We start from the raw sequence: 26,902 nt of genomic DNA, 5'->3' as shown, positions 1-26,902 counted from the left end.
AAATGCAGGACCAGATTGTCCAGACTGTAGGAGCGCTGTTCGTCGGCGAAGACGGCCAAGTACTTCTCGGCTTGCGGGCGCCCTGGAAGAAAGTATGGCCCGGCCATTGGGATACGATTGGCGGCCGCGTTGAGGCCGGCGAGAGCCTTGATGAAGCCCTCGTGCGTGAGGTTCAGGAAGAAGTCGGCGTAACTCCAACTGAATTCAAGCAAATCGCAATGGTTCGGGAGCGGCAGCCAGAAACTTATGGGGACGCGCTACACTATGTGTATGCCGTTACAAAGTGGAAAGGCGGTGAGCCGACCAACATCTGTGATGAACATACGGAGGTGAAATGGTTCAGCGTCAGCGAAATGCGTCTGCTGACCAACATCGTCGATTGCGATTATCCGCTGTTCGCCCACCAAGCTTTGACGGGAGAGGCGACGAGCTAGCCACCCTGCCTCAACCGCGCCAACACCTTCAGGCCGCCATAGCCATCCGCCGGCAATAGTCCCGTCTTGGTCTGATAATCCTTGACCGCCTTCATCGTGTCGTTGCCGACGCGGCCGTCAGTGCCGCCGGTGTCGAAGCCGGCCTTTGTCAGCCGCGTCTGGACCTCCTGCACCTCGGCGAGCGTCAGCGCGCGTTCGGAGCCGGGGAAGGGCTGGATGAAGGGCGGCGCGCCCAAGATGCGGTCGCCGAGATGGCAGATCGCCAGCGCGTAGTTCATCGACGGATTGTAGCTTTTTACCGAATAGAAGTTCGGGCCCAGCAGGAACGAAGGTCCGCCGGCGACCGGCACCCACATCTGCGCCGACGCATTCGGCTGCGGGAACGGCTTGCCGTCAGCGCGGGTGACGCCGGCGCTGGTCCATGCCGCATAGGTCCGGCTGCCGCTCGAAGAGCCTCCGGAGCTGCGGACTTCATAGCCCCAGTGTTCGCCGCGGTGATACTTGCCGCGGTTGAGCAGATAGCGCGCGCTGGAGCCGAGCGCGTCGTCGGGCTTGCCGAACGGCGAGACGCGGCCGTCCTTGTCGTAGTCCATGCCGACATTGAGCCAGACTTCGGGCATCCATTGCGTATGGCCCATCGCGCCGGCCCAGGAGCCGCGCATTTCCTCCGGCGTGCCCCAGCCGCGGTCGACGATTTTCAGCGCGTTGATCAGCTCGGTTTCCCAATAGGCGCGACGGCGCGGCTCGTTCCAGGCCAATGCTGCGAGCGCGGGAAAGATCGGGCGCATATGATTCTGCTGCACCAGCGGATCGCCATAGGCCGATTCAACGCCCCACAGCGCCAGCAGCGTGCCGCGCTCGACACCAAAATCCTGCTCGATCCGCGCGAACAGCGCCTCGTGCTTCTTCAACGCTTCGCGGCCGTTGATGATGCGCCAGTCCGAGACGCGGCGGTTGATGTATTGCCAGATCTGCTCGTGAAACTCCGGCTGTTTCTGCATCTGCCGGAACACGCTCATGTCGGGCTCGATGCGGCCCATCACCCGCGTCCAGGTCGCGTCCGAAATGCCTTTTGCGAGTGCGCGCGCGCGAAAATTGTCGCGCCACTGATCGAAGCCGGCCGGCGCTGCAAATGTCGGAAGTCCCGTCGCGAGCAGGACGCCGGCGCCAAGGCCGCCTTGCAGCACGGCGCGGCGGGTCGGGGCAGTCTTGGAATCAGGCTGTTTCATGCCCGCATTCTAGCGGCGGGGCGGGCCAGCGCCAAAAGCCATGACGCCGCGGGAACCGGCTTTTTCGGGAGAACCCGCGGCAATTTTTGCTGGAGCGCTTGGCCATGGACGGGGTGCGGGGTCTCTTATAATCAAGCAGAGTACTGACAACGGAAGGCAGCAAGAATGTCGCACGCCCGCAAGGAATACAGAGACTTCATGGCGCTGACACCTGACGCCTATGAGGCCGTGCTGGCGCTCAGCCAGGTCGCGGGCAAGGCTGGCATGGACAAGCAGTTGCTCGAGCTGATCAAGCTGCGCGCCTCGCAGATCAACGGCTGCGCCTTCTGCGTGCAGTATCACATCCTGGAGAGCGAGAAGCTCGGCGTGCCCACCGACAAACTCAACCTCGTGGTGGTCTGGCGCGAGGCACCGCAGTTCTCGCAGCGCGAGCGGGCGGCACTGGCCTGGACGGAGGCGCTGACCTTGCTCGGCGAGGGCGTCAGCGACGAGGTTTATGCGGAGGCGAGCCGCGAATTCTCCGAGAAGGAGCTCGCCTATCTCACTTCCGCGGTTGCCTCGATCAATGTCTGGAACAGATTCGGTGCGGCGTTTCGCTGGACGCCGCCGGCGCGGAAGCAGGCTGTGGGCGCGGCGGCTTCGTAAGGACGAGAGTCGGGGCGCGGGCCCGGCCTCAAGCGAATTGCGCGAGGCCGTGGCCGACGGACCAATTCTCTTTCGCGGCGTCGAGAATGGTCACGAAAACGTCTTCCGGCCGGATGCCCGGATTTTCGCCGAGCAGCTCTGCGATGCGCCGGAACAGCGCCTTTTTTTGTTCCACGGTGCGGGTGTTGAACACGGTGATCTGGATGTACACGACATCTGCACTCCGGGCGACGCCGTAAGCATTACCGTAGCGGAAGTTCGCGGTGTCATGCTCCGTGATCGTCATGAACTGATCGTCTTCGGGCACGTTCAGTGTTTCGCGCATCGCCCGGTAAAGGCTGTCGAAGATCGCCTGGCGATAGGCTTCCGGCTTTCCGGTGCGCAGTGAGATGTGAAGCAGCGGCATCGCGGGTCCTTTCCATTCTGTGCTGGCCCAACGTTAGGTACCGTCGGGCTATTTTGATATGCTATGGATACTGATATCAGCTATAATGCAGGGAAATGATTGAACGCCCCCTCGACCTGGATGCCGTCCAGGCTTTCATCCGCATCGCCGAACTTGGCAGCTTCACGCGCGCGGCTGAGGCCATGCGGACGACGCAGGCCGCGGTTAGCTTGAAGCTGAAGCGGCTCGAAGAGAGGTTCGGCTGCCGGCTCATCGAGCGGACGCCGCGGCATGTGCAGCTTTCGGCGCAAGGCGCAGCCTTCCTCGACTACGCCCGTGAAATCCTTGACGTACACGATCGCGCGCTTGCTTTGTTTGCCGGAGCCCGGCAGCGCCTCACCATCGGCATCAGCGACCATGTTGCAGGGCCGGAGCTGCCTGCACTGATCGCGCGCATGAACGCGCAAGACCCGCAATTGTTGATCGAAATCAGGATCGGATCGTCGGGCGACCTGCTGCAAAGCTTCGACCGGCGCGAACTCGATACGGTAATTGTCCGCCTGCACGCCGGGCGGAGCGATGGGGAAATTCTGACCGAAGAAAAATTCGGCTGGTTCGCAAGCCCAGGCTGGCAGCATCGCGCGGGCGAGCCCCTGCCGCTTGCCACGATGGCCGAGCCCTGCGGCGTGCGTGCAATGGCCGGGCAGCTTCTCGATGCCGCAGGCGTGCCCTGGACAGAAATCTTCGTCGGCGGCGGCGTTGCGGCGGTCGCGGCGGCCGTCATGGCCGGGCTCGGCGTTGCTGCACTGGCACCGCGCATGCTGCCATTCGGCGCGGTTGACGTCGGCCCCAGGCTCGGGCTTCCCGATTTGCCGCGCTTGCCGGTTCTGCTTCACACAAGGGTCAAGGACGGCCGGCCGCGCGATGCGCTTGCCGCGCTTTCGGCTGCCTTCAGGAGCGCAGTGCGAGGCTAATCAGTTCTCGCTGCCTTCCCGGGCAATGTGACGAAGGATAGCCTCCGGCAACGCATGCACCACAGCGGCGACGGCCGGAGGATCGGTGCCGATTTCGCGGCCGCGGCCGCGGATCAGCCGTTCATAGGACGCGATCAGGGTGGTGTAGGGGTTGACCCAGATCCAGCCGTCACGCGTGAACACCTGTACGTCGAAGTGAAGGTGGTACGAGGTGCCGTTCGGGAAATCGAGATAGTTGGAGACCACGCCGATCTTCTCGCCCTCGGCGACCCGGCGACCGTTGAGAATGCCGTCCGCATCCATCGCTGATGGGTTCATGTGCATGTAGCGGAAGCGGATGTGCTCGTTGCGGGTGTTGATCTGCAGCGTCGCCGCCTGTTGCTTCAGCGAGCGGATCAGGATGCCGTCGCGGACGGCCACGACGGCCTGCTTCCTCGGATGGCAACTGCTTTCGCTGCTGCTGTTCGGCGGGCAGGGCGCGGGGCGGATGTCCTGGCCCTGATGCCCGAAGCCGGCGGCGCATTGCCCGACCTGGAAGCTGCGGGCTTCGCAAAAATTGTCCCGCCACGGATAGACGCCGCGGCCCTCCTCGAACCTTGCTTTGCCGAAGGATTGCGAACGCACGAGCGCAGGCGCTTTCTCGAGCGGAAAACGGATTTGTGAATAGGCGGCGAAGTCGGCATTTCCGCTGCGCCTGCGTGCGCCGTTGCGGACGACGATGTCCCCGCCCGGGCGATAGGTGAAGGCGGGCGAAACCGCGATCGGCCGTTCGACGATCTGGGACGGAATGTCGTGGCGCGGCTGCGCCGGTTGTCCGCCCGCGATGCGCAAGGCTTTCAGGAAGCGCTCGGCGATCGGATAGGCTTCGCGGCAGGCCAGCCGCCGCGCCCGCGGCGCCGAGTCGAGACACTGGATCGACACCACATAGGGCACGCCGAAGCGCGTGAAGGCGTAGCGCACATAGCCTTCACGGATGAAGCGCCGCATGTCGGGGAACTGCGCCGCCAGCGCCTTCACCGGCTCGCCCTTGCCGCCAAGCGGATCGGCGAGGTCGTAGACGAGGATCGAGCCGGTGATCTGCACTTCGACCGGCCGGGCGAAGATACGCGACGGCAGACCCGCGCCTGCGCCTGGCAGCAGCGAAAACACCGCGTCGTAGCCGGCTGGCCCTGCGTGAAACAGGTCGGCGGGACGGAAATCGGCCTGGTAGCGCGACAGCGGAAGCTGGGTGCCGTGGGCCTGACCTTCGAGGTAGCCTGCGGTATCGAATGGCAACAGCACCGGCACCGGGCTGCGTCCGATCCCCGTGAACAGGCTCGCGTTGATGGCGTTCAGTTGCACCAGCGCGGGCGCAGAGCGCGGATCCCATGCCGGGACACGCCGCTGGCCTGCGAACGTAAATCGGGAAGCGATCGACGGGCGGGTGCCGATCTCGGTGCGGAACTGGTCGACAACCGCCCGCCATTCGACGCGGACGGCCGTGATCGACGGCGTCCGGAACTCGGCGGCTGCTGCGGTGAGCCCGCCCGGCAGCAAACAAAGGGCTGCCAGCCAACGCCTGAGCAAGCGGACAGCCATCGTATTCAATGCAATCGCCCCCCGGCGCGTGCCCCTTAATTCCAGTGCGCGATCCTAATCCTTTGCGCGCTCGACGTAGGAGCCGTCCTCGGTCATGACCACGATCCGCGTTCCCGTTCCGATGTGCGGCGGGACTGCGGTGCGAACGCCGTTGGAGAGAATAGCAGGTTTGTAGGAGGAAGATGCGGTCTGACCCTTGGTCACCGGCTCGGTTTCCACGACTTCCAGCGTCGCGCGCTGTGGCAACTGGATCGCGACCGGATTCATGTCGTGCATCGACAGCTTGACGGTCATGTTTTCCTGCAGATAGGGCGCGGACGACCCGACGATCTCCTTCGAAACCTGGACCTGGTCATAGGTCTCGTTGTTCATGAAGTGGAAGCCGTCGGCATCCTCATAGAGGTAGTTGAAATTGCGGTCCTCGACGGTCGCCTTCTCGACCTGATCAGTGGTCTTGTAGCGTTCCGACACCTTCACGCCGTCGCCGATGCGGCGCATTTCGATCTGGCTGACCGGAGTTCCCTTGCCGGGATGGATGTTTTCCGCGGACAGCACGACATAGAGCCTGCCGTCCTGCTCGATGATGTTGCCCTTGCGGATAGAACTGGCGATAACTTTCAAAGCTGTTTTCCTGAATTTCTGGCCTTCGGCCAATCCGGACATGGGCGTCCGCAGGGCCAATCAGGCGGTTTCGGGCTGCAACATACTGATTTTGCCCGTCGATGCCAGCCGTTTTACTACCGTTCCGGCGGGGCCGCCGGAGGCCGAAACGGCGTTATGTCGCTGGGCCTATTGGCCGACTCGGGTGGTCCATTTGACGGCGGCTGCCGATACCGATGGCCTCACGCAAATTTTCAAGGAAGGCGCAGAAGCCCGAAAGCTCAGCGAGTTACCCTGGCTTTCTAAGCGAATGGACAAGGTGCACGGGTTTCGCCATGACAATATGGATTAGGCACGGAATTTTGCCGCCTGCGGGCATCACAGAGAAAGTCGAACAGTTTCAATGGCATTTGACGCTTCCTTGAATGGTGGTTTAGGCGCTGCGGAACGCGCTCCGTGCCTCAGCGGGGACCGTTGCTGATGGATGGGACCGACCAGCCGTCGCCATGGTGGTCGCCCGCGCGGCACACCGACCGGAAGCCGTTCCTGATGGCGCGAAGTGCGATCACCCGGGCGGTGCGGGCCTGGTTCGACGAGCAGGGTTTTACGGAGGTCGAGACCGCCATCCTCCAGCTATCGCCGGGCAACGAGACGCATCTGCATGCCCCTCGCACCGAGCTGACAGGCGGCGATGGCATCCGCGCGACGCGCTATTTGCGGACGTCGCCGGAATTCGCCGCCAAAAAGCTGCTCGCCGCGGGTGAGGCCAAAATATTCGAGCTCGCGCGCGTGTTCCGCGACCGCGAGCGCGGCGATCTTCATCTGCCCGAATTCACGATGCTGGAGTGGTACCGCGCCGACGCAAGCTATGATGCTGTGATGGCCGATACCGTCGTCGTGATCGCGCATGCTGCACAGGCGACCGGAATCGGCCGGTTTTCGTTTCGCGGCCGAACGGCCGATCCCTTTGCCGAGCCGGAACTGCTGACGGTGGCGGCGGCATTCGAGCGCTTTGCCGGAATCGATCTTTTGGCCACGATCAACAATGGCGAGGGCGATCGCGCGGCGCTTGCGGCCGCGGCGGGCGCACGGGTACGGATCGCCGATGACGACACCTGGTCGGACATTTTCAGCAAGGTGCTGGTCGAGCATGTCGAACCGAATCTGGGGCAGGGGCGTTTGACCGTCTTGTTCGAATATCCGGCGCCGGAGGCGGCTCTTGCGCGGGCGAAGGCGGCCGATCCACGCGTCGTCGAACGTTTCGAGGTCTATGCCTGCGGCGTCGAACTCGCCAATGGATTTGGCGAATTGACCGATGCCGCCGAGCAGCGCCGCCGCTTCGCCGCTGACATGGACGAGAAGGAGCGGCGCTATGGCGAGCGCTACCCGCTGGATGAGGATTTTCTCGCAGCGGTTGCCGCGATGCCGCCATCGAGCGGCGTAGCCCTCGGTTTCGATCGGCTGGTGATGCTGGCCAGCGGCGCGCTGCGGGTCGATCAGGTGGTGTGGACGCCACCGGCAGGAGAGATATGAACAGGATAGATCCAAAACTGGCAACGCTGCGGCTGCCCGGCGATCTCGTCGAGCGCGGGCTGGCGAAGCCTGCCGATCTCGCCGACCTCGAGCGGGTTGCCGCGCGCTATGCCATCGCCGTGACGCCTGATATCGCCGGCCTGATCGATACTGAAAACCCTGATGATCCGATCGCGCGGCAATTCATTCCGAGCGCATTGGAATTGGTGAACGCGCCGGGCGAAAACGCCGATCCGATCGGCGACGACGCGCATTCGCCGGTCCCCGGCATCGTGCATCGCTATCCCGACCGCGTGCTGTTCAAGCTGGTGCATGTCTGCGCGGTGTATTGCCGGTTCTGCTTTCGCCGCGAGATGGTCGGGCCGGGCAAGGCAACGGCGCTGTCGGAGGCCGCCTATCGAGACGCGCTGGCCTATATTCGCGATCACCGTGAAATCTGGGAAGTCATCCTGACCGGCGGCGATCCGCTGATGTTGTCGCCACGGCGGCTGGCCGAGGTCATAACAGACCTCGCAGCCATCGATCACGTCGAGATCGTTCGCATCCATACCCGCGTGCCCGTGGCGGCGCCTGGGCGAATCGACGAGGATATGATCAAGGCGTTGCGGGTTGGCGGCGCGACGACCTGGATCGCCGTTCATGCCAATCATCCGCGCGAATTGTCGGGCGAGGCGCGCTTGGCCTGCGCGCGGTTGGTCGACGCCGGTGTTCCCTTGGTGAGCCAGACCGTGCTGCTTCGCGGCGTCAATGACGATGCGGCTATTCTGGAAGCGCTGATGCGGGCCTTTGTTGAAAACCGGATCAAGCCCTATTACCTGCATCATGGCGATCTTGCGCCGGGAACCGCGCATCTGCGCACCACGATCGCAGAGGGCCAGGAACTGATGCGCCGTTTGCGAGGCCGCGTCTCCGGCCTGTGCCAGCCGGAATATGTGCTCGACATTCCCGGCGGCCACGGAAAGGCGCCGATTGGCCCGAATTATTTGTCGCATGCAAATTCCAGGGAATATGAACTATCTTTGGAAGCGCAGTATCGTATCGTCGACTATTGCGGCGACGTTCACCTCTATCCGCCAAAGCCGTGACCTGTGATGGCGGGGGACGGCGAGGAGAAACGGGAGCCGCCGGAAGACGAGGGCCATCGCGGAATCGAAAACGCCGTGCTGCTCGGCTTCTTCGTGGTGCTGGTGGCGGCCGGAATCTGGTTGCTCGGCACCATGGCCGATGTACGAAAGGCGCAGGACTGCGCCGCCCAGGGACGCCGCAATTGCGCAACGATCGACGCGCCAGTGCGATAGGAAGAAACAGAAAGACGGGAGAACCAGAATGCGAAAAACAATCCTCTTGACGGCGCTGATGGTTCTGATCGGCGGGGCGGACGCGTTCGCGCAAGGCTCCTCGTCGGTTTCGAAGAATTCGGACAAGCCTATCCCGCAGGCCCCGGTCGGTCATCGTCAGCCGCGCGCCAGCGACGTGCCCAATGAGAAGAACCTGAGCGATCCGAACGATCCGCTGAGCAAGGAAAACGCCGCCCTCGACCGCAAGATCAAGAGCATCTGCCGCGGCTGCTAGGGCGCGTACTCTCACATGAGAGGTCGCATGTCCGCTCGAATGTTGCGAGCGATCGCGGCGCAGTGCTTTTGGATACGTTGCGTCTAATCGTGCGATCCTTAACTCCCCCGTCTGAAAAACAAGATGGATCGTGCTCAGGAGGCCCTCAAGCATGATCGTCCTCGGTCGTCATCGTGCGCTTACACAGGACGCCTGGAGTGAGTTGGTTGTCCGGGCTGCGATCGAAGAAATTGCGACCGATGCCATCGCCAATTTCGATCCTGACAGGTTCTGGCCGGGTCATCCTGGTGACGATGGGGTGGGAGATGGGAATACTAGTTTCTACATGGGAGCGGCCGGCGTTACCTGGGCGCTGGACTATTTGCATCGCATCGGTGCGACCCGTGCTGCTGAAGACTTTCGCCCTGTGCTCCCGAAACTTCTGGAGCGGACAAGCGCCGCTTTCGAAAGCAATTCTCCGACCGGTTATTCGAAGCATGGCTCGTTGCTCTTCGGCGACATGGGTGCGGCACTTGTCGCCATGCGCCTTGCGCCCACATCGACCCTTGCTGATCTGGTCTATACGCGCGCAGAAGCAAATATTGGACTGCCGATCCGGGAGCTTATGTGGGGCATGCCCGGATCCATGCTGGCCGCGGTCCACATGGCCGAAATGACAGATGAACCTCGGTGGCGCCGCCTGTTCGAAATGCAGGCAGCCCGGCTGTTGGCTGATCTGGAGGACACGCCGCAAGGTCCACTTTGGACACAAGATCTTTATGGTGCCAACGACCGTTGGCTCGGGCCCGTTCACGGTTTCGCTGGCAATGTCATCCCACTATTGCGCAGGTGGGATTGGCTGACGCCGCCGCAGCAAGCGCAGGTGGCTGAGTTTGTGCCGAGATCCCTCGCGGCGAATGCGTGGCAGTCTGAAGCTGGCGCAAATTGGGGCGCGAGGAGCAAGCGCGAGAAGCCGCCTACGCTATGTCAGCACTGTCACGGTGCGCCTGGCATGGTGACGACCTTTGCGGATGCGCCCTTCGCTACCCCTGAATTTGACGCACTTCTTTTAGAAGCCGGTCGCTTCGCCTGGACCGCCGGACCGCTTACCAAGGGCTCGAACCTTTGCCACGGCACGGGTGGGAATGGCTACGCGTTCCTCAAGCTCTACCGCCGCACAAACGACCCGATTTGGCTCGACCGCGCACGCCAATTCGCCATGACGGCCATCGTCCAGTATCGCGGCACCCGGCTAGCCGTTGGTCGCGGACGGTATTCGCTTTGGACCGGCGACGTCGGCCTCGCAATTTACCTTTGGGACTGCATCACAGGGGAGCCTCGTTTTCCGACGATCGACGTGTTCTGACCCCAACGCGGTGACACGTCAGAGCTGGCAAATACACGCGCCGAGAGTGCAAAAGCATTTTGTCTTGAACAGCTCCTTGCCGAACAATAAGATAATTGGCAGGCCATTTTTCGGAGTGTGCCATGCAACTGCTTCGTTCCGGATACGCGGCTCTCGAATACGAGATCGCCGAGGAGAGGGCATCAGCGCTCGCACGGCTTGGACACCGGCTTGAGGTTGCCCTGACGGCACTTGCCGCATGCCCGCGGACGGCCGATTCAGATCGAAAAATCCGCGATGGTCTCGTCGAACAGGCGGGGTATGCGCTTTGGCTCTTCGTCGTGCAGCGCGAGGCCTGCGGTCTCAACAAAATCGACCACGTGATAAAGGTCTACGGGGTGCCGAACGAGGTGGTTGCCCGCATGGGGCCATTGGCCATGCCGAGCATGCATGCAAGCAAGACCATAGGGATTGCAGAAACGCGGGCGCCATTGTTCTAAGGCTCGCCTTGCGCGTGGCGGGTCGCCGCTATCTTGCGGCATGCAGTGGCTGCGGGCTTATTGAGTCCCTAGTAATCGAGATCCGACAAGAACGTGGTGTTCACGATTTCGAACTCGGACTCGCGCCAATCTTTCAATAATTTCGCGCGCGCCAAGCGATGCGTTGCAGAATCGGAAGTGCTGCATTTCACTGCGTGGTGATCGATGCCTGAAATCTCGAGCAAATCATCGAAGCTTGCCTGCCGGTCTTCGCGGTTCTCAACTTCGGCGAAGTAGATGGTATGGTCGAATTTTCCCATCGCCCAACAAAATTGAACGCGGGTTTGCTCGGTGTCGGCAAATGCCGAACCTGGAGCGAGCAGGGCTGCAATCAAGAGCAATCGAATGATCGGTTTAATCATCGCTATTTCCAAAAAAATGAATGTTATTTGAGTAGTCGGCCCGCGGCGGCTTGCGGCTTGGCGACAGGCTTGGCTGCTGCCGGAACGTCGACAGATGCTGATGAGCCTTTCAAGCGCGCCACCTGGATTTCGTTCGACGCCCTGAGTTCGCTCGCGGGCCTGTTCGCGAAAGTGAGGGCAACCGCGACGATAATGGCGGCCAGATAGGATAGGTATAAGCCGCCGGTCCACCGACGGTAGGTACGCAGGTCGTCTGCACTCAGGTTGTTCGGAAATCGTTTCATGAGAGCATCGTTCGAGACAGCAGCCCCGTTGAGACAATATTCTGACGCGCTGTTTCCTGGTGTGAAGTACGCCACAGGCTGGTCGGTTTTGCCACGTGTACGGCGTGTGCGCTTGCCAGGGCAATCATCCAATGGCGGGAGAAGTAACCTGGGTTTATGCCGGCTACGCTCCGGATCGAGGTTGCAGCGTCAAGTCAAACGGGAGCAGGCCGCGCTCCGATTGCGTGCCCTGCTTCGCCATCCTTCGGCCCGGTTGGCTAGGCCGAACGCTCCCCGCGGAAATTGCGCGATGGCGCATTCCTTCGCAGCGCCACCGCATCGGCCAGCACGTTTAGGACGGATACCGTCGTCTCCCAGTCGATGCAGCCGTCGGTGATGCTCTGCCCGTAGGCGAGCTTCTTGCCCGGCGCCACGTCCTGGCGGCCGGCGACGAGATTGCTCTCGATCATGACGCCGGTGATGCGTTGCTCGCCGCTTGAGATCTGCTGCGCGATGTCGGCCACGACCAGCGGCTGGTTCTCCGGCTTCTTGTTGCTATTGGCGTGGCTGGTATCGATCATGATCCGCGGCGCCACGCCGGCGCGCGCGAGTTCGAGGCACGCGGCATCGACGCTTTCCCGGTCGTAGTTCGGCTGGTGGCCGCCGCGCAGGATGACATGGCAGTCCTCGTTGCCGGTGGTTGCCGCGATCGCCGAGCGTCCGCCCTTGGTCACCGCCATGAAATGGTGGGAATGCGAGGCCGACTTCACGGCATCGGCTGCGATGCGGACATTGCCGTCGGTGCCGTTCTTGAAGCCGACCGGACACGACAGCCCGGAAGCCAGCTCGCGATGAATCTGGCTCTCCGTCGTGCGCGCGCCGATCGCCGCCCACGCCATCAGGTCGGCAATGTATTGCGGCGTCGTCATGTCGAGGAATTCGGTCCCGGCGGGCAAGCCGAGATTGTTCACGGCGGACAGCACGTTGCGGGCAAGCCGGAGCCCCCTGTTGATGTCGAAAGAGCCGTCGAGATTGGGATCGTTGATCAGCCCTTTCCATCCGACCGTGGTGCGCGGCTTCTCGAAATAGACGCGCATCACGATCTCGAGGCGGTCGGCCAGCTTTTCGCGCAAGGCGGTGAGCCGCTCGGCGTACTCGACGGCTGCCACGGGATCGTGCACCGAGCAGGGCCCGACGACGACCAGCAAGCGGTCGTCGGTCCCGTTCAGGATGGCGTGGATGGCGTTGCGCGCCGCCATCACCACGCGCGTCGCGGTCAAGGTGCGCGGTATCTCGCGCATCACCTCGTGGGGCGTACTCAGCTCTTTCAGTTCGCTAATTCGAAGGTCGTCGGTGGTGCTCAACACGGCTGTGGCTCCTGTTTGCCAGGAAACCTGCCGGCCAATAAAAAAGCCGCCAGGTCTGGCGGCTGTTCGGACTTCTTGGCTTCAATTCGTCAGATTGAGCGCGATCCTCCCACCGCCAGCGAGCTGTCGTAGCTAAAATACCAAAAGTTGCTGGCAGCGATCTTGATCATGGCGGGCTCTATAGCGCACCCGGCAGGGCTTGTCATCCCATAATCGGCGATGTTCAGGATTTGCGCGCGGCGAGCGCCATGCCAACCAGCGACGCGCCGCCGAGCACGAGATTGATCCCGACGAGGAGCCCGATCGCCCATTCCGCGGACCCCGGCAGCCCGGCCACGATGATGAGCGCGATCAGCAGGTCCATCACCCCGGACAACATGAGCCAGGACCAACGCCCCGACAATTCGCGGCGGTGCTCCAGTGCGTACATGATGGTGACGACGCCTTCGGCCAGAAAATAGGCGCCGACCACGATGGTGAGCGTGAGGATGCCTTGCACCGGCCTCGCCAGCAGGATTCCGCCGGCGAGGACGGCCAGCGCCGCGGAAAACAGCGACCACCAGAAGCCCGGCATCTGCCGCGCCCAGTAGGTGGCAAACAGCCCGGCAATGCCGCTGATCAGAAACATCCAGCCGAGGAAGATCGTGACGGCAAGGCTCGCCAGCGGCGGCACGATCATCGCAGCGAGGCCGAGCAAAGCGAGCACGATGCCCTCGAACAGGAAGGCCTTCCAATGCGCCTTCACCGCGGCGTTCATTTCCGACTGCAGTTTGCCGATATCTGGCGGAATATCGTGGGGAAGGGTCATTGGAAACTCCCGATGCCTGCCGCGCCGATCGAGTATCCAATATAGCCCGTGTGCCGCCTGCGGGTAAAATTTGTTCGCCGGCCTTTTTGAGCGAGATCAACGACGAAAGGATGACGTTCAGCCTGGCTCGGGCGCGGACGAAAATCCCTCCGAGGACGTCCTGATGCGGTTGCGCCCGAACACATAGACCGCCGACGTCGCCAGCAACAATCCCAAGCCGATCAGAATGGAGGTCAGGCCGAGCGGAACGAGAAGTAGCGACGCGTTGCGGTCGGGATTGACGAACCAGTGATGGAGCGAGGTCAGCACGAAAGCAGCCCCAGCGAAGCCGGCCCCGCTGCCCACGAGCAGCAGCGCCCACATTCGCCGCAACTGGCTCAGCCGCTCACGCGCGATCTCGGTGCGCGGCGCATGGTGGCGGCCGACGCGCCGCACCAACCGGATGGCAAATCCGATCGAACTGAATCCGATCAGCAGGCTGGCCGCCCCGAGCAGCATTCGCGTGGTGTGACCGAGATCGGGATGCTTCTGCAACGTCAGCAGCGGAAAATCGAAGGCCGCATGCAGCGCGACGGGAGCGAACAGCGCCAGACACCAACTCGAAATCCTGGCCCAGTCGCGATGATGGCGGTGCGCGCCCAGCGCCGTTCCTGCGCGCGCGATCGCGATATAGGCGCCGGCGATAATGCCGAGCGCGCCATGAAACGGCACCGTCAGCACGCTGCGCAAGGCGGCCAGCGATCGCCACATGTCGGCGTGCTGCACGAGATAAGCGAGGTTTTCGTAGGCCGCGAAGCCGAGGCCGGCGGCCGCGCCGTAGACCACGGTATCCATCGGATCGGCAAACGTGCGGCGCCGCAGCGATACCGCAATGATCACGAGGACCTTCACGATCTCTTCGGGCGCAGCGACGCCGAAGATCGAACGCAGGCCCTGCGTCATCCAGGGGTTTCCCGGCACCGCGAGGATCGCGGCAAACGGGGCGCGCGCAATTCCCAGCAAAGAGATGCTGGCGGCTCCGAGGACGAAAGCGAGCCATACCCGCGTGGGTGGGCCAGGGCGCTCGTCGGCGGCAATGACGAGCCAAAGCACCAACAACGCCGGCGCAATGGCGGCAACGCCGATCGATGTGGGGAGGGCCTGAAGCAGCAGCATGTCGGAAACATTACCTCGTCAGGCGCTCAAATGGCCGCAAATTCAGTTGTTTGCAAGAAAGCCGAACGCGACTCGTTGTCGCCAAGAGCAATTTGAAAGAGCAATTTGAAAATCCGGGCCTTCCGGGGCTATGCGGCGGCCTTGCCGCCCACCCTGCCGTGCACCATCAGCAACCCCGCCAGCGCAACCAGCGCGAAGCCGGCGCCGGCCAGGAACGCCCCCTGCGGCCCCGCGAGATCCCAGAGGCTGCCTGCAATGATGCTGGCTGCGAGCATCGCCAGACCGCCGAGCAGGTTGAAGAACCCGTAGGCCGTGCCGCGCAATTCGGCCGGCGCGGTATCCGCCACGAGCGCGGCCAGTAACCCTTGCGTCAGCCCCATGTGCAGGCCCCAGAGAACGACGCCCAGCGCAACGCCGCCGATCGACGGCAGCAGGGCCAACGCGATGTCAGCGGCAATCAGCAACACCATGCCGGCCGCCAGCACGGCCGTGCGGCTGATGCGATCCGAGATGACGCCGGCGGGATAGGCCGCGACGGCATAGACGACATTCATCGCCACCAGCACAACGGGCACGAGCGTGATTGGCAGCCCGACATTCTGGGCGCGCAGAACGAGGAACGCCTCGCTGAAGCGCGCCAGCGTGAACACGCTCGCCACCGCCACCACCCACCAATAGGCCGCCCCGAGGTTCTTGATCTCGGCCAGGCTGATCGGATTGCGCACGGCGCGCAGCTCTGCCGGCCGGTCCGGCTCACGCACGGCGAAAACGATCAGCGCCAGCGCCAGAAAGGCGGGAATCACGGCAACCCAGAACACCGCCTTGAAGTTGTCTGATGTCCACCACATCAGGGCAATGGCCAGCAGAGGCCCTGTGAAGGCGCCGATCGTGTCGAGCGACTGACGCAGCCCAAAGCTCGCGCCGCGCAGCTCGGCCGGCGAGAGGTCTGCCACCAGCGCGTCGCGAGGGGCGCCGCGAATGCCCTTGCCGATCCGGTCGACGAAGCGCGCCGCCACCAGCCAGGCGATGGTTGGCGCCAGCGGAAAGACCGGCTTGGTGAACGCCGCGAGACCATAGCCCGCGGCCGCGAGCCATTTGCGCTTGCCGAGCCAGTCGGAGAGCGCGCCGGAGAATATTTTCGTAATGGAGGCGGTCGCCTCGGCGATGCCTTCGATGACACCGACCGTCACCATCGAGGCGCCCAGCACCGACACCAGGTAGATCGGCAGCAGGGCGTGGATCATCTCCGACGAGACGTCCATCAGCATCGAGACGAAACCGAGCACCCACACGCTCGGCGGAATGTTCCTGATCGAATAGGTCGGCTTGGTGCCGGCAGCCATGTCGTCCCTTACGCGCCGTCTCACCGCGACAACAGCCGCCGGCACGCGTCGACAAAGACCTCGGCCCCCGTGACGATGTCGGTGTCGGCGGTGTTCTCGGTCCAGTGGTGCGAGATGCCGCCGATCGAGGGCACGAACAGCATGCCTGCCGGCATGACGGTTGCGAGAATCTGGGCGTCGTGACCGGCGCCGCTCGGCATGCGGAGTGACCTGCCGCCGGCAAAGGCTGCGCTGGCTTGTTCGATGGCCTGCTGGAACGAGCCATCCATCACCGCGGGCGCACCGGTGCGAATGCGCTCCACCGCGACGCTGCAGCGGCCCTGCTTATCGACCTCCGCGGCCATGCTGCGGAGGAGATCCTCCAGCCGCGCAATCACAGCCGGATCGTCGTCGCGAATCTGGAACAGCATTTCCGCAGCTCCCGGGATGATGCTGGGCGCGCCGGGATCGAGGGTGATGCGGCCCGTCGTCCACACCGTGCGCGGGCCGCAGGCCGCAGGAAAGCGATTGTCGATCTCGACGCAGAACCTGGCGAGGGCGAGGCCTGCGTCCCGGCGGATGGCCATCCGCGTGGTGCCGGCGTGGTTTTGTTCGCCCGTGAAGGTGATGCGGTATTGCCAGATCCCGACGATGGACGTGACGATTCCGATTCCGAGACCGCTGCTTTCGAGCGTCTCGCCCTGTTCGATATGGGCTTCCAGATATCCGATGTGCCGGCCGCGTTCGTAACCTGCGCGGGCGCGGCCGGCGAGGCCAGCGTCGCGCAGCGCGTCACGCATGCTCCTGTCGCTGTTGCGGTCGCGTGCCGCGTCGATATCGGCTTCGGTGACGCCGCCGACATAGGACCGGCTGCCGAGGAAGTGTCCGAAATGTCCTTCCTCATCGCACCACGACGCAACTTCGACGGCGCCGCTTATATTCGGATCGCGATTGATGACGCGGGCGGCTTCCAGCGCATAGACGACGCCGAGCGGCCCGTCGAGCCAGCCCGCGTGGTTCTGGCTTTCGAGATGCGACCCCGCCAGCAGCTTCGGTCCGGATTTCGTGCTGGTGCCGAGGACATTGCCGATGCCGTCGATCTCGCCGGTGAGGTGGGCCTCGGGAAGCCGCTGTACCAGCCACGCCAGCGAGCGCAGATGCGGTTCCGAGAAAGTCGGCTTGTGAACACCGGTCTTGTACGGGCCGATTGCGCGCAGCGCGTGTAGATCGGCAAGGACGCGCGTGCCGTCGGCGCGTGAGAGATTGTCAGTCATGGCTTGCGCACCTCTGGTGGTCCGTAGTTCTCCGGAGCAGAACAAAGTTCCGAATGTTCGCGTGAGTAGAACAAAGTTCCAGGGATGATGCCAGCCGCGCTTATTTTATCCTCCCGACAGCAGCGCCAGTGCGATGATGGCAAGCCATGCCACGATGACGAGTGACGTTACTGCGCCGGCAGTTATCTTCGCTTTCTCCTTTAACGTGTAGCTGCGCATGTTTTCCGCAAAACGTGTGAGGGGCATTCAGACCCGTGCGGAGGATATTCAATCCTCAGTCGCATCGGGAAAGAAATAGTTCGCGTTGTGCGAGTGGAAAAGGGCGGTGCGAGCAGGGAAGCGGCTCCAACGCCGTGGGGCGATGGCCGCCACTTCTACCGCTCGTCGAGCGCGGCTGCGGGCGGCATAGATGTCTTGCGTGTTGGAAATCGCGTCGGCGGCGCTAGGGGAGTTCGCTGGGTGGCATGCCGGCCATGGCGCGACCTTCGGCCAGGCGGTTCTTCATCGCGGCAACGACCTCATTGGCAAACGCAATTTGAGGGTCGTTCGACGCCAGACAATGAACCTGGGGCGCCGTCGTTTCCGGCACGGGCTTCGAATGCATCGAGCTGATGCTCGAAGTTCGCGAGCGCTTCCTTCAGATTAGCCAATTCTTTCGCGCGGGGATCTCGATGCATACGATGCTCCCAATACGATGCTCCAAGCGTGCAGGCCGAAGTGCATCAGCAGCTCGAAGTTACGCAGGATGGGTTTCCTCAATTTGCGCGAACGCCTTGATCCGGAGGCTATCCATTGTTCCGCCTTGCTCGAGCACGTTCCTGACCCAAAGCGGTTGTGCTCCTCTACCGGACCATGTCTGGAACGGGGCGGGTTACGAAATTTTGCCACGGCGGCATGTTTGCGCTTATCACTGCAACGTGCCGTTTGAACGAAGACACGCCGCCGTATCTCATCCAGTCTTAGTTGAATCAAAGTCGCTTCGGCCTCCAGCTTGGCCGCAAGTTTCGATCAAGTCCCAGAGCTCGGCATCGATTCGAAATTGCAATCCCTCTGTTTCATCACGCGCCCTGCTGCGATTAACTTTGGTCGGTGGCAATTTCGCAAAAAGGGCCGCCAAGAGTGGCGGCCCTTTTTGACGTTCTAGTTTACGCGCATCAAGCCAGACGTACTGCTTGGCCTTGCCCTCGCCGGCGGTAGGCCAGGAAGCCGACGCCCACGAAGCCGAGGATCATCATCGCCCAGGTGGACGGCTCGGGAACGGCGGCAGTGACTTCGTCAAGCCTTATCTGCCTCACGTCCTGAACGCCGTTCCCTCCATTGAAAGTCATGAAGATGGAGGAAATGCTTTCTCCGTTGATACCCTGGAAGCCAAAGAAGTTCGAGCCGTTTACTAGGGCCAGATTGTTGAACGTGAAGAGTTGCAAGGCGTCGTCATAAACACTGAAACTGACCGACGTTGCGCCGCCACCGTTCGCGCCATTCAGCACGGTGTTTATGTTGAACTCTTGGTCGTTGAAGGTGTTGCCGCCTTGAAGATGCCAGTTCAGGCTGGTGAGGCGCGCGTCCGCCGTGCCTTCGATCCGAGCCTGCCCCCCGTTCGCGGTGATCGTAGTACCGCCGTCGAACGTAGTACCGCTAAACTCGACAATCGTCCCCGACTGCGTATGTCCAAAAACGGTCGTGCCGATTTGAGTGCCGGAGTTGAATAGAACATTATCCCCCTGGATCGAACTCGCCGATATCATGACGATATCAGCGCGAGCCGGGCCAGATGAGAGAGCGGCAATCGATATGAACGCTGCTGCTAGTATTCCGCGTGATCTAATCATTCGGTACTCCTGCCAGCACTGGATTTCGCAATAAATTTAACGACTGGCCCGATATGCCAGATTTTCTGGAATGTATGCATTCATTAAAATTTGGTAAAGCGATTTAACCTTACTTTTATACCGTCCAGTAAATTTATTTAATCGATTATAAGTTGCCCTTTTCCCCTCGCGCACCCGTCTCTGTAGCACTCGTTCCGGCTGTATTTGTGCTTACGGCAATCTCTGGAATCATCGCACACCCATTTAATCGGAGCGATTGCGAATATGCATTAAATACACGCACTCAGAATAAGTGCACAGTCTTCCTGGCCTAGGTTCGGTCAGGTTTCCTCGTGGTGAGGTCCATGCGGCCGTTTTGCGGGATATCGCCTACCGGCTCGCCAAGCGAGCGCCTACGCCCCCGTTGGGAGCGCAAGTCAGATTCAGTTTCGAACGTTGGGGAGGAGCAGCGCCGACCGCGGTTTGGCACTCGTAGATCGTGCGGTCGAGGACGTGCGTAGCGTCTTTCCCGCACGTTACAATGCCGGTCAGGTGAGGGCGGTCAGGTATCTGGTGGAAAATAGGTCCGCAACGTCAGGCGGGGTGCGGCGTAAAGTGCGACGCAGGTTGTGAGTGCAATAGCAGCCGTATCCATTTCCTGTCCCTTATTCTTAACTTCTTAACGCATTGCGCACCGGTGTCCGTCGCCGGACAGCGCAGCGGAATGGAACTTGGGCGCTGAAAATGATTCCCTTAAGCCGTGAAAACGATCGCCTTGGGTTTTGGAAGTGTTTGCAGCGCTATGGCGCTCCCTAGCGGAATCGAACCGCTCTCTCCACCGTGAAAGGGTGGCGTCCTAACCGATAGACGAAGGGAGCAAAAACAACCGGAAAATCAAGGGATTATGCGCTTGATTGGCCGTGTTGGCCGCCTGCCGTCCATGTTCCATGGAGGCGGCGACGGGCGAACGTATAGTGGCGTTTGGCCGGGTGGGCAAGCCGCTCGAAAAGGCGTTTTTTGCGGCCGTTTGCGCCTCGATCGACACTCCACGTAGGCACGCCCGACCATGCAACGGATTTTAAAGGCGCACGTCGTAGGATTTATGTCGGGGGAACTTCCGACATGGCTTTGCTATCGAACAAGAAGCGCGAGACGCGCAAATCATTGAGTCAGCCCGGCTGGATCACGCTGGAGGGTGGTTTTGCTGCGCGCCAATGCGTGGTGCAGGATCTGTCCACAACGGGAGCAAAGGTCACGATCGACGATCCCAACTCGCTGCCGGCGAAGTTGCGGCTGGCGTTCTCGCGCGACGCCAGGACCGGACGCCGCTGTGAAGTGGTCTGGCGCCGCGGCAAATCGGTCGGCGTCAAGTTCGTTCGCTAAACTGGCATCGATCCGCGAGCGGCGATAAAAGGCGGGATGCGAAAATCTCTCCTGGTTATGATGGCTGTGGTGTTCCCGGCGCTTGCCGCGGTCGCCGAGCAGCCCCGTCTTCAGAAGTCCGACAAGGCCGCAACGTTGGGCAAGCTGCCTCCGCTGAAGCGCTCAAATTCAGCCAATGCATGCGCGGAGTACGGCGCGGGCTTCGTCAAGGTCGAAGGCACCAACACCTGCATGAAAATCGGCGGCGCGGTCAGCATCGGCGCCGGCGTGTCCAGCGGCTCGCGCTGACAGGATGAGCTCGAAAGCGCTCACGTCATCGGCGGCGCAATGAACCGCGTGAAGCCGGGGCGGGCAGAGAACTGCGCAAACCAGCGTTCGAGGTTTTGCAGTTTCGGCTTGGTGACGCCTTCGACGCCGAACCAGCGCCGCGCATAGGCGCCGAGCGCGATGTCGGCGATGGTGAACTGATCACCTTCGATGAAGCGCCGCGTCGCCAATTGCGCCTCGACGATGCGCCACACCACGGCCTCGGCGTCGGCATCCTTCTGGATCGCGGCCATGTCGCGCTTCTCGGGCGGCGTCCGCACCAGCGCCCAGAACACCGGGCGGTCGACCGGCTGCAGCGTCGACAGCGTCCAGTCGAGCCAGCGGTCGACGCCGGCGCGCGCCTTCGGCTGCGCGGGGTAGATCGACGAATTTTCGCCATAGGCCATGCAGAGATAGCGCATCACCGAATTGGATTCCCACAGCACGTAGTCACCGTCGACCAGCGTCGGCACGCGGCCGTTCGGGTTCATCGCCAGATACGGCGCCTCGTTGTTCTTGCCGAACTGCATGCCGGCGTCGATGCGCTCATAGCCGAGGTCGAGTTCGGCGAGGCACCACAGCACTTTTTGAACGTTGACCGAATTGGCCCGGCCCCAGATGGTCAGTTATTGTTTGTTGTTGTCGGCCATGCGTGTCGCTCCCGTTGCTCCCGTTGATCCGTTCATAACCGAAGATCAGCGAAAAAGCGCGCGGTTTGCAGCAGGACACGGTTGCAAAATCAGGCTTACAAAAAAATCAGACCCCGCCGCGGTGCGGCGGGGCCCGATCTTGGCCTGACGCGTCGTTGCGCCAGTCGTCAGTGACCGAAGAACAGCCATAAAAGGATGATCACCGGAATCGGCACGCCCAACAGCCAAAGCAATGTTCCTCGTCCCAGCGCCGTCTCCTCGATTTCTCAATCGCGAAGACAACGTGCTTTCGCCATGTGTCGTTCCTGCCGCGAAATTGCACGCAAGCGAGGGAACGTTTCACGATGTGGGAATTTCCGAGAGCGACAATCCTATTCGAAACAGCGAGTAGCCGTCGCGGTCGACCGCCTCGCGCACCTCGGCGTTGACGTCGTCAGCATGGCGGCTGCGCGTCAGCCGCCATTCGCTTTCACGCGCGCCCGATGGAAACGGCACATCAGCCTTGGTCACGAGCCGGTAGCTCGGATGACGGACGTGTACGAAGAAGTTGTACAAAGCCTACCAATGGCCGGTGTTCGGCATCGACGTCCACGGCTCCGCCGGCGGCTTCGGCTCGCCCTTCTGCAACAGCTCGATCGAATGCAGATCCGGCGAGCGGACGAAGGCCATATTGCCGTCGCGCGGCGGCCGGTTGATGGTGACGCCGGCCTTCATCAGGCGGTCGCAGGTCGCGTAGATGTCGTCGACCTCATAGGCGAGGTGACCGAAATAGCGGTCCTCGCCGTATTTCTCCTCGTCCCAATTGTAAGTGAGCTCGACCAGCGGCGCGCCGCGGTTCTGCGGCGCGGCCTTGAACAGGCCCTCGTCCTCGGGCGCGCACAGGAACACCAGCGTGAACCGGCCCTTGTCGTTGTCGACCCGGCGTACTTCCTTCAGCCCCAGCGCATCCCGGTAAAACTTCATCGCGGTATCGAGATTGCGGACGCGCAGCATGGTGTGGAGATAGCGCATTTTGGAGAACTCCTTGAGAGGGTTTGTTGTTTTTCAGGCGTTTGGGGCGCTCGGGGGCAATAAATAGCAGCAAGGAAGAGCCCTGAGCAATCCGGGCTTCTGATTTCGCCGGTGGCGGATGTGAAAGAGGCGTTGGTCTGGAACCTTTAACGTCACAAAACGTTGACCGACATGGATTACGAAACCCGCGAGAAGCTGGCGCCCACGAAGGAAGAACGTGAGGCAAAGAAAGAGCAGGCTCGCAAGGACGCCGAGGAAGCGCTTATTGCGCGTAAGAAAGCTGACGACGCTTTCCGTGCGAACTTTGAGCGGCTCAAGGCAGAACGGCGTGCCCGCGAGGCTGCCGAAACAAAATCATAGCGCACTTTCTGCGCTCCGATAGTGTCGTGAAGGGCGGACGTACCCCTCGTGACAGTGAAGGCCTCCAGCTTCGGCCGGAGGCCTTTCGCGTTTGATGCCCGTTCGAAATCGGCTCACGAATTCAACCGTGCCGGCGTATCGGCGCTGGTCGACCAGCAGCGTAGGGCAGGAGGTGCACACCACCCCTGTCCCCGCTTGCGCGCGCGCTTTGGATGTTGGCCAGCCTGGCCATCCTCATCGTTGCAGGGCTTTAACCGTAGCTCAAGCTTGGCGCGTCAGTGCGTCACCAGAGTGATCCCTCACACATACGCGATTGGCCCCTTCGTCCATCGTGAATGCCAACGGAGGGATCAGTCATGTACCTGGTTTACGGCGTGCTCATTCTCGCGATGATTTTCTTCTTCGTGCTCCCGATTACCGACGCAAGGACGGCCCGGATGAAACTGTCTTTGGTGGGCAGCCTCGGCGTATTGCTGGCGGTGTCGGTTGTCGTGCCGCGCCTGATGCACTAACGAAGAAATTGCCCGCCTCGACGCGCAACGACCGGCGCCTCCGAGGGCGGGCGCAAGGAGCCGGGCTGCATTTCGCATGACGTGCATGACTGCCAGAACCCGATGCGGCTGTTCTTCTTCGAGCAATGGGCTGATGAGGCGGCGTTGCGCACGCATTTCGCCATCGAAGAATCGAAGGCGTTTGTAAGATCGCTCAAGGGCCGGATCGTCGAGACCTCGGGGACACGGATCTATCGGGCGGAAGCGATACCGAGATAGCGCGACGCTAACAGCAGGGGATTGTATATCCAGTCGTCGGGCCAGAACCTGTTTCCAAACCAGCCGAGAACCGTCACCACGGCAAAAAAGACGATCGCGGTCGGGATCAGCTCGTCGATCGCGAAGGCCGCGGCCGCGAGCGGGCCGGCCGGATGCGCCGTCAGCCCGGCGATACCGATCCGATGCCGAACAGGACGGCTTGAACGATCCAGATCATGACCTCGCGAAACGGCATCATGCTTCGACGATAGCGCCAGTGCAGGCGCGGTCGATGTGACCGGACGCACAGTCTTGTTCCGACGGCGCGCGCTGGAATTGACTTCCGACTTCGCTCAGACCTTGACGTCCACCAGGGGCGGTTCTTCGGACTGCAAATTCTCAAGTGTCGCTTCTACGGCGGCTGCCTTGGCGTGGTAGACGGCCTGAAGATCCTGATTGATCGTCGTCGGCGGCGCCTTGGCGTTCTGATCGACGACGAGTTGTATTCTGGCCTGTGTCACTTCAACCGGTATGGGATAAATGACCATGGGAATGACCCTCCTGGCCAAAACTTGTCAGGCGCGCATTTACGTTTTGTAAAGAGGTTGGGTTAACGGCGGGGCTCTTTAGCGGGAAGAGGTAAACAGGGGCTTAAAGTCTCCGCTCCCGTGATTCTCAGGAAGAGAGCTGGTGCGTCTCTTCCAGCCGCTCGGCGTAGAGGCGGAACTCTTCAGCCATTTCGATCAGCTTCTTCGAGGCTTCCGGATCCTTGACCGCTTCGGCGAGTTGGCGAGCTCTGTTGGACTGCTCTCGATAGTGGTCAGCTTGGGTCATGGCAGCACCTTTTTAGATGAGTACGGATGGCGCCAAAAAGGTTCGACGGCCGGCATCGGCGCTGGCGATCGGCAGGTCAGCCGCGCGGGATCGGTCGGGTCGGCGAGCGGACGAAGCTTGTGAGGTAACGGTATCTTAACGGGGCAACCGCGGCGGAAAATGCACCCCCTGTTCGTTCCAGGAGAACAAAAGGAGTCTTTCTCGACGCCAGAATCGGTGTTGGGATCGGTGTTGGACTGCTGCGCTTCGCGTCGGCACGCATTGCCGTGGCTACCGAGGCGGATGCGAAAACCACCGCCAGGCGCTAGTCAACGCCGCCCGGCTCGTCCGCACCGAGGGTGAGCCGCCCAAAGCGAACCGACCAGGCAAACTGATCAAAGCAAACTGATTGACCAAAGCAAACTGATGCTGGACGATTGGCGCTCAACGGTCCGGCAGTTTGTTGTTCGGTGATCGGTGATAGGTCGCGATGGCGATGAAGCCGGCATAGCCGATCACGTTGATCAGAATTTCCATCCACGCGGGCATGACACACCTTTCGCGAACGATAATAACTCCGCAAGGGCCGTAGTAGTTCCCGCATAATCCGACGATCAGACCCGCCCGATCGCATTGGCTTGCGATCGCACGCGGTCGCAGGTCCATCCGCTCGTTAACGAAAAACCCCGCCCACATTCGAAGATGTAGGCGGGGTCTTTCGTGCTTTCACCTCTCGCAAGGTTGCTGCACTTGGAAAGAAAACTTTGAGGCCGCGGCTTCGTTCCCGGTGTTGCAGAATTCTTGGCGAAATACTCTTGCGGCTCCGCGCAACATATTTGGTCGGCGACAATGCAAAGGCCCTGCACCGGTTCCGCCTCAACGCCAGAACGAGGGCCGGCTGGTTCCGTTCAGCGCATTGGCTAGAGTTGTTTCGTAATATTCCTCGCGCTCGCGTTCGAACTTCTGCTGGGTTTCCCTGAAGTTCGCGACGCGCGCTGCGATTTCGGCGCGGTCGCGCGCGAGTCTTTCTTCCTTCTCGGTCATCGCCCATCCGTTATCTTGTTTGATTCGCGTCCCGCCATCATTGGCGCGCGCGAATGGGGCGTGAATGCGGAAGCGGGGTTGCAGCGTTATGATCGCCTGCCGTTGCGAGGTGAAGGCGGTGGATAAGATGTGGCGCATTCTTGTCGCTCACGCCGGTTCCCGTTAGCGAAAGGATGAAACGGGAGGTTCCATTGGCAAAGATCGATCTGGATTCACTTGGTATCGAAGAACTCGCAGGCTTGCGCGACAACGTTACCGACAAGCTGTTCGAGAAAGTCGCAGCGCGACGCGCCGAGCTCTAAGCGGAACTGGAAAAGCTGGCTCAATACGGCAAGCCGGTGAAGAAGATGGAAGGCGCGCCGGCGCCCAAGGTGAAGAAGGCCGAAGAAGCCAGGGAGCCGAAGGAGCAGGTCGCCAAGGCAGCGTGATCAAGGCAGCATGATCAAAGCAGCGTGAAGAAGCAGCGTCGGTATAAGGCCGCTTGATAAAGGGGCTTTGACGAGGCCCGTGCGGCGCGGCCGGGCAGGGCGCATCGATCTGGCAATCCGAACGGCCGTGCTATAATCGGCACGGCCCCACAATTCGGAAACATCAGCGGTGATCGCCAAGGATTTGCGCAGCGGCGTCGAGCAGCTCGGCAATATGATCGCCGAAGCGGCGTGTATCGTTCCCTTTACCGGAGCCGGCATTTCCACCGAATGCGGCATTCCGGATTTCCGCTCGCCGGGCGGCCTGTGGACCCGTAACCGCCCGATCGCGTTCGACGAATTCGTCTCGAGCGCCGACGCGCGGGCCGAGGCCTGGCGGCGGCGCTTTGCGATGGAAGAGACCTTTGCAGCGGCGAAGCCCGGCCGCGGGCATCGCGCGCTGGCCTCGCTCTACAGGGCCGGCAAGACGCCTGCGATCATTACCCAGAACATCGACAATTTGCATCAAGCGTCAGGCTTCAAGGCTTGCGACGTCGTCGAACTCCATGGCAACACCACCTATGCCCGCTGCATCGGCTGCGGACATGCCTATGATCTTCCTTGGGTAAAAGTGCGTTTCGAAGAAACCGGCAGCGCGCCCGACTGCACCATCTGCGAGGAGCCGGTGAAGACTGCGACGATCTCGTTCGGACAGTCGATGCCGGAAGACGCGATGCGCCGGGCCACCGAACTGGCCCAGCAATGCGACCTGTTCCTGGCGATCGGATCGTCGCTAGTCGTTTGGCCTGCCGCAGGTTTTCCGCTGATGGCCAAGAACTGCGGTGCCAAGCTCGTCATCATCAACAATGAGCCGACGGAACAGGATGACGTCGCCGATCTGGTGATCCGTTTCGACATCGGGGAAGCGCTCGGACCGTTTGTAGGCAATTGATCTCCAATTGATTCGCGGCTGTGCAAGCCTGTTCATAGCCCCCGCAATTTTGTTT

The 26,902-nt window shown here is 61.8% G+C and carries 35 protein-coding genes, 1 tRNA gene and 2 pseudogenes; 16 read left to right on the top strand and 22 right to left on the bottom strand.

Features of this window, described 5'->3' with window-relative positions:
* Positions 1-2 precede the first annotated feature (2 nt).
* On the top strand, positions 3-434 hold the full coding sequence (locus V1288_RS28575) for an NUDIX hydrolase (RefSeq protein ID WP_334360199.1): 432 nt from the start codon (positions 3-5) through the stop codon (positions 432-434).
* Here V1288_RS28575 and V1288_RS28570 read toward each other — a convergent pair.
* The gene (locus tag V1288_RS28570; RefSeq protein ID WP_334360198.1) at positions 431-1,663 is read right to left on the bottom strand and encodes a lytic murein transglycosylase; all 1,233 of its coding nucleotides are present in this window, start codon (positions 1,661-1,663) and stop codon (positions 431-433) included. The two genes, V1288_RS28575 and V1288_RS28570, sit on opposite strands and share 4 nt — an antisense overlap.
* A gap of 165 nt (positions 1,664-1,828) precedes the next feature.
* Here V1288_RS28570 and V1288_RS28565 point away from each other — a divergent pair, with 165 nt between their 5' ends.
* The gene (locus V1288_RS28565) at positions 1,829-2,308 is read left to right on the top strand and encodes a carboxymuconolactone decarboxylase family protein (protein WP_334360197.1); all 480 of its coding nucleotides are present in this window, start codon (positions 1,829-1,831) and stop codon (positions 2,306-2,308) included.
* A gap of 28 nt (positions 2,309-2,336) precedes the next feature.
* On the opposite strand, the gene V1288_RS28560 is transcribed toward V1288_RS28565, so the two are convergent.
* Positions 2,337-2,714 carry a tautomerase family protein gene (locus V1288_RS28560; protein ID WP_334360196.1) on the bottom strand — a complete coding sequence of 126 codons (378 nt, stop codon included), beginning with the start codon at positions 2,712-2,714 and terminating at the stop codon, positions 2,337-2,339.
* Between the two features lie 95 nt (positions 2,715-2,809).
* Between V1288_RS28560 and V1288_RS28555 the strand changes: the two genes are divergently transcribed.
* Positions 2,810-3,667, top strand: a complete 858-nt coding sequence (locus V1288_RS28555) for a LysR family transcriptional regulator (protein WP_334360195.1) — start codon at positions 2,810-2,812, stop codon at positions 3,665-3,667.
* On the opposite strand, the gene V1288_RS28550 is transcribed toward V1288_RS28555, so the two are convergent.
* On the bottom strand, positions 3,668-5,245 hold the full coding sequence (locus V1288_RS28550) for a M23 family peptidase (protein ID WP_334360194.1): 1,578 nt from the start codon (positions 5,243-5,245) through the stop codon (positions 3,668-3,670).
* A gap of 54 nt (positions 5,246-5,299) precedes the next feature.
* Positions 5,300-5,866, bottom strand: a complete 567-nt coding sequence (efp, locus tag V1288_RS28545; RefSeq protein ID WP_247837650.1) for an elongation factor P — start codon at positions 5,864-5,866, stop codon at positions 5,300-5,302.
* Between efp and V1288_RS28540 the strand changes: the two genes are divergently transcribed.
* The 7 genes from V1288_RS28540 (at position 5,838) to V1288_RS28510 (ending at position 10,774) form a co-directional block, all read left to right on the top strand.
* Positions 5,838-6,197 carry a hypothetical protein gene (locus V1288_RS28540; protein WP_334360193.1) on the top strand — a complete coding sequence of 120 codons (360 nt, stop codon included), beginning with the start codon at positions 5,838-5,840 and terminating at the stop codon, positions 6,195-6,197. The two genes, efp and V1288_RS28540, sit on opposite strands and share 29 nt — an antisense overlap.
* Positions 6,198-6,325: 128 nt before the next feature.
* Positions 6,326-7,378: an EF-P lysine aminoacylase EpmA gene (gene epmA / locus V1288_RS28535; protein ID WP_334360192.1), complete on the top strand. Its 1,053-nt coding sequence runs from the start codon at positions 6,326-6,328 to the stop codon at positions 7,376-7,378.
* Positions 7,375-8,463 carry a lysine-2,3-aminomutase-like protein gene (locus V1288_RS28530; protein WP_334360191.1) on the top strand — a complete coding sequence of 363 codons (1,089 nt, stop codon included), beginning with the start codon at positions 7,375-7,377 and terminating at the stop codon, positions 8,461-8,463. The genes epmA and V1288_RS28530 overlap by 4 nt, the downstream gene beginning before the upstream one ends.
* Positions 8,464-8,469: 6 nt before the next feature.
* A complete protein-coding gene (locus V1288_RS28525) occupies positions 8,470-8,676 on the top strand; it encodes a hypothetical protein (protein ID WP_334360190.1) in 207 nt (68 codons plus the stop codon).
* Between the two features lie 28 nt (positions 8,677-8,704).
* On the top strand, positions 8,705-8,950 hold the full coding sequence (locus tag V1288_RS28520) for a hypothetical protein (protein WP_334360189.1): 246 nt from the start codon (positions 8,705-8,707) through the stop codon (positions 8,948-8,950).
* A 151-nt stretch (positions 8,951-9,101) separates the two neighbouring features.
* Positions 9,102-10,295 carry a lanthionine synthetase C family protein gene (locus V1288_RS28515; RefSeq protein WP_334360188.1) on the top strand — a complete coding sequence of 398 codons (1,194 nt, stop codon included), beginning with the start codon at positions 9,102-9,104 and terminating at the stop codon, positions 10,293-10,295.
* Between the two features lie 122 nt (positions 10,296-10,417).
* Positions 10,418-10,774: a DUF6665 family protein gene (locus V1288_RS28510; protein ID WP_334360187.1), complete on the top strand. Its 357-nt coding sequence runs from the start codon at positions 10,418-10,420 to the stop codon at positions 10,772-10,774.
* A gap of 68 nt (positions 10,775-10,842) precedes the next feature.
* On the opposite strand, the gene V1288_RS28505 is transcribed toward V1288_RS28510, so the two are convergent.
* The 11 genes and pseudogenes from V1288_RS28505 to V1288_RS28460 form a co-directional block, all read right to left on the bottom strand.
* Positions 10,843-11,175, bottom strand: a complete 333-nt coding sequence (locus V1288_RS28505; protein ID WP_334360186.1) for a hypothetical protein — start codon at positions 11,173-11,175, stop codon at positions 10,843-10,845.
* A gap of 23 nt (positions 11,176-11,198) precedes the next feature.
* Positions 11,199-11,459: a hypothetical protein gene (locus V1288_RS28500; protein WP_334360185.1), complete on the bottom strand. Its 261-nt coding sequence runs from the start codon at positions 11,457-11,459 to the stop codon at positions 11,199-11,201.
* Between the two features lie 257 nt (positions 11,460-11,716).
* Positions 11,717-12,805 carry a 3-deoxy-7-phosphoheptulonate synthase gene (locus V1288_RS28495; RefSeq protein ID WP_334360184.1) on the bottom strand — a complete coding sequence of 363 codons (1,089 nt, stop codon included), beginning with the start codon at positions 12,803-12,805 and terminating at the stop codon, positions 11,717-11,719.
* 223 nt (positions 12,806-13,028) lie between these two features.
* Entirely contained in the window at positions 13,029-13,613 is a 585-nt protein-coding gene (locus tag V1288_RS28490) for an HdeD family acid-resistance protein (RefSeq protein WP_334360183.1), read from the bottom strand.
* Between the two features lie 117 nt (positions 13,614-13,730).
* Complete coding sequence (locus V1288_RS28485; protein ID WP_334360182.1) at positions 13,731-14,768, bottom strand: PrsW family glutamic-type intramembrane protease; 1,038 nt, start codon at positions 14,766-14,768, stop codon at positions 13,731-13,733.
* 128 nt (positions 14,769-14,896) lie between these two features.
* Complete coding sequence (locus V1288_RS28480) at positions 14,897-16,111, bottom strand: MFS transporter (RefSeq protein WP_334360181.1); 1,215 nt, start codon at positions 16,109-16,111, stop codon at positions 14,897-14,899.
* Between the two features lie 20 nt (positions 16,112-16,131).
* Positions 16,132-17,364: a Zn-dependent hydrolase gene (locus V1288_RS28475; RefSeq protein ID WP_334360180.1), complete on the bottom strand. Its 1,233-nt coding sequence runs from the start codon at positions 17,362-17,364 to the stop codon at positions 16,132-16,134.
* A 105-nt stretch (positions 17,365-17,469) separates the two neighbouring features.
* The gene (locus tag V1288_RS28470) at positions 17,470-17,610 is read right to left on the bottom strand and encodes a hypothetical protein (RefSeq protein ID WP_334360179.1); all 141 of its coding nucleotides are present in this window, start codon (positions 17,608-17,610) and stop codon (positions 17,470-17,472) included.
* Between the two features lie 490 nt (positions 17,611-18,100).
* Positions 18,101-18,220 (bottom strand): annotated as a pseudogene (locus tag V1288_RS34170) (H-NS family nucleoid-associated regulatory protein); the annotation flags it as partial.
* Between the two features lie 298 nt (positions 18,221-18,518).
* On the bottom strand, positions 18,519-19,193 hold the full coding sequence (locus tag V1288_RS28465) for a PEPxxWA-CTERM sorting domain-containing protein (RefSeq protein WP_334360178.1): 675 nt from the start codon (positions 19,191-19,193) through the stop codon (positions 18,519-18,521).
* Between the two features lie 782 nt (positions 19,194-19,975).
* Positions 19,976-20,050, bottom strand: a tRNA-Glu gene (locus V1288_RS28460).
* Between the two features lie 244 nt (positions 20,051-20,294).
* Between V1288_RS28460 and V1288_RS28455 the strand changes: the two genes are divergently transcribed.
* Complete coding sequence (locus V1288_RS28455) at positions 20,295-20,555, top strand: PilZ domain-containing protein (RefSeq protein ID WP_334360177.1); 261 nt, start codon at positions 20,295-20,297, stop codon at positions 20,553-20,555.
* A gap of 36 nt (positions 20,556-20,591) precedes the next feature.
* Positions 20,592-20,843, top strand: a complete 252-nt coding sequence (locus V1288_RS28450; protein ID WP_334360176.1) for a hypothetical protein — start codon at positions 20,592-20,594, stop codon at positions 20,841-20,843.
* Positions 20,844-20,863: 20 nt separating this feature from the next.
* Here the strand turns inward: V1288_RS28450 and V1288_RS28445 are convergent, their stop codons facing one another.
* The 3 genes from V1288_RS28445 to V1288_RS28435 all read right to left on the bottom strand — a co-directional run bounded on the left by V1288_RS28445 (position 20,864) and on the right by V1288_RS28435 (position 22,522).
* On the bottom strand, positions 20,864-21,487 hold the full coding sequence (locus V1288_RS28445; protein WP_334361426.1) for a glutathione S-transferase family protein: 624 nt from the start codon (positions 21,485-21,487) through the stop codon (positions 20,864-20,866).
* A gap of 363 nt (positions 21,488-21,850) precedes the next feature.
* A complete protein-coding gene (locus V1288_RS28440) occupies positions 21,851-22,021 on the bottom strand; it encodes a hypothetical protein (protein ID WP_334360175.1) in 171 nt (56 codons plus the stop codon).
* Between the two features lie 48 nt (positions 22,022-22,069).
* On the bottom strand, positions 22,070-22,522 hold the full coding sequence (locus V1288_RS28435) for a VOC family protein (protein ID WP_334360174.1): 453 nt from the start codon (positions 22,520-22,522) through the stop codon (positions 22,070-22,072).
* Between the two features lie 171 nt (positions 22,523-22,693).
* On the opposite strand from V1288_RS28435, the gene V1288_RS28430 reads away from it, so the two are divergent.
* The 3 genes and pseudogenes from V1288_RS28430 to V1288_RS28420 form a co-directional block, all read left to right on the top strand.
* Positions 22,694-22,882 carry a hypothetical protein gene (locus V1288_RS28430; RefSeq protein ID WP_334360173.1) on the top strand — a complete coding sequence of 63 codons (189 nt, stop codon included), beginning with the start codon at positions 22,694-22,696 and terminating at the stop codon, positions 22,880-22,882.
* A 356-nt stretch (positions 22,883-23,238) separates the two neighbouring features.
* The gene (locus V1288_RS28425) at positions 23,239-23,394 is read left to right on the top strand and encodes a hypothetical protein (protein WP_334360172.1); all 156 of its coding nucleotides are present in this window, start codon (positions 23,239-23,241) and stop codon (positions 23,392-23,394) included.
* Positions 23,395-23,442: 48 nt separating this feature from the next.
* Positions 23,443-23,652, top strand: a pseudogene (locus tag V1288_RS28420) (putative quinol monooxygenase); the annotation flags it as partial.
* On the opposite strand, the gene V1288_RS28415 reads toward V1288_RS28420, so the two are convergent.
* The 4 genes from V1288_RS28415 to V1288_RS28400 form a co-directional block, all read right to left on the bottom strand.
* A complete protein-coding gene (locus tag V1288_RS28415; RefSeq protein WP_334360171.1) occupies positions 23,625-23,939 on the bottom strand; it encodes a hypothetical protein in 315 nt (104 codons plus the stop codon). The pseudogene V1288_RS28420 and the gene V1288_RS28415 sit on opposite strands and share 28 nt — an antisense overlap.
* A 45-nt stretch (positions 23,940-23,984) precedes the next feature.
* Complete coding sequence (locus V1288_RS28410) at positions 23,985-24,179, bottom strand: hypothetical protein (RefSeq protein WP_334360170.1); 195 nt, start codon at positions 24,177-24,179, stop codon at positions 23,985-23,987.
* Positions 24,180-24,306: 127 nt separating this feature from the next.
* Positions 24,307-24,465: a hypothetical protein gene (locus V1288_RS28405; RefSeq protein WP_334360169.1), complete on the bottom strand. Its 159-nt coding sequence runs from the start codon at positions 24,463-24,465 to the stop codon at positions 24,307-24,309.
* Between the two features lie 855 nt (positions 24,466-25,320).
* On the bottom strand, positions 25,321-25,488 hold the full coding sequence (locus tag V1288_RS28400; protein ID WP_334360168.1) for a hypothetical protein: 168 nt from the start codon (positions 25,486-25,488) through the stop codon (positions 25,321-25,323).
* A 597-nt stretch (positions 25,489-26,085) separates the two neighbouring features.
* On the opposite strand from V1288_RS28400, the gene V1288_RS28395 reads away from it, so the two are divergent.
* Entirely contained in the window at positions 26,086-26,847 is a 762-nt protein-coding gene (locus tag V1288_RS28395) for an SIR2 family NAD-dependent protein deacylase (RefSeq protein ID WP_334360167.1), read from the top strand.
* Positions 26,848-26,902: the final 55 nt, after the last annotated feature.

The organism is Bradyrhizobium sp. AZCC 2176, from assembly GCF_036924645.1.
Lineage (GTDB): Bacteria > Pseudomonadota > Alphaproteobacteria > Rhizobiales > Xanthobacteraceae > Bradyrhizobium.
Note: the sequence above shows the minus strand (reverse complement) of the source record. Positions and strands in the feature narration are given on the sequence as shown.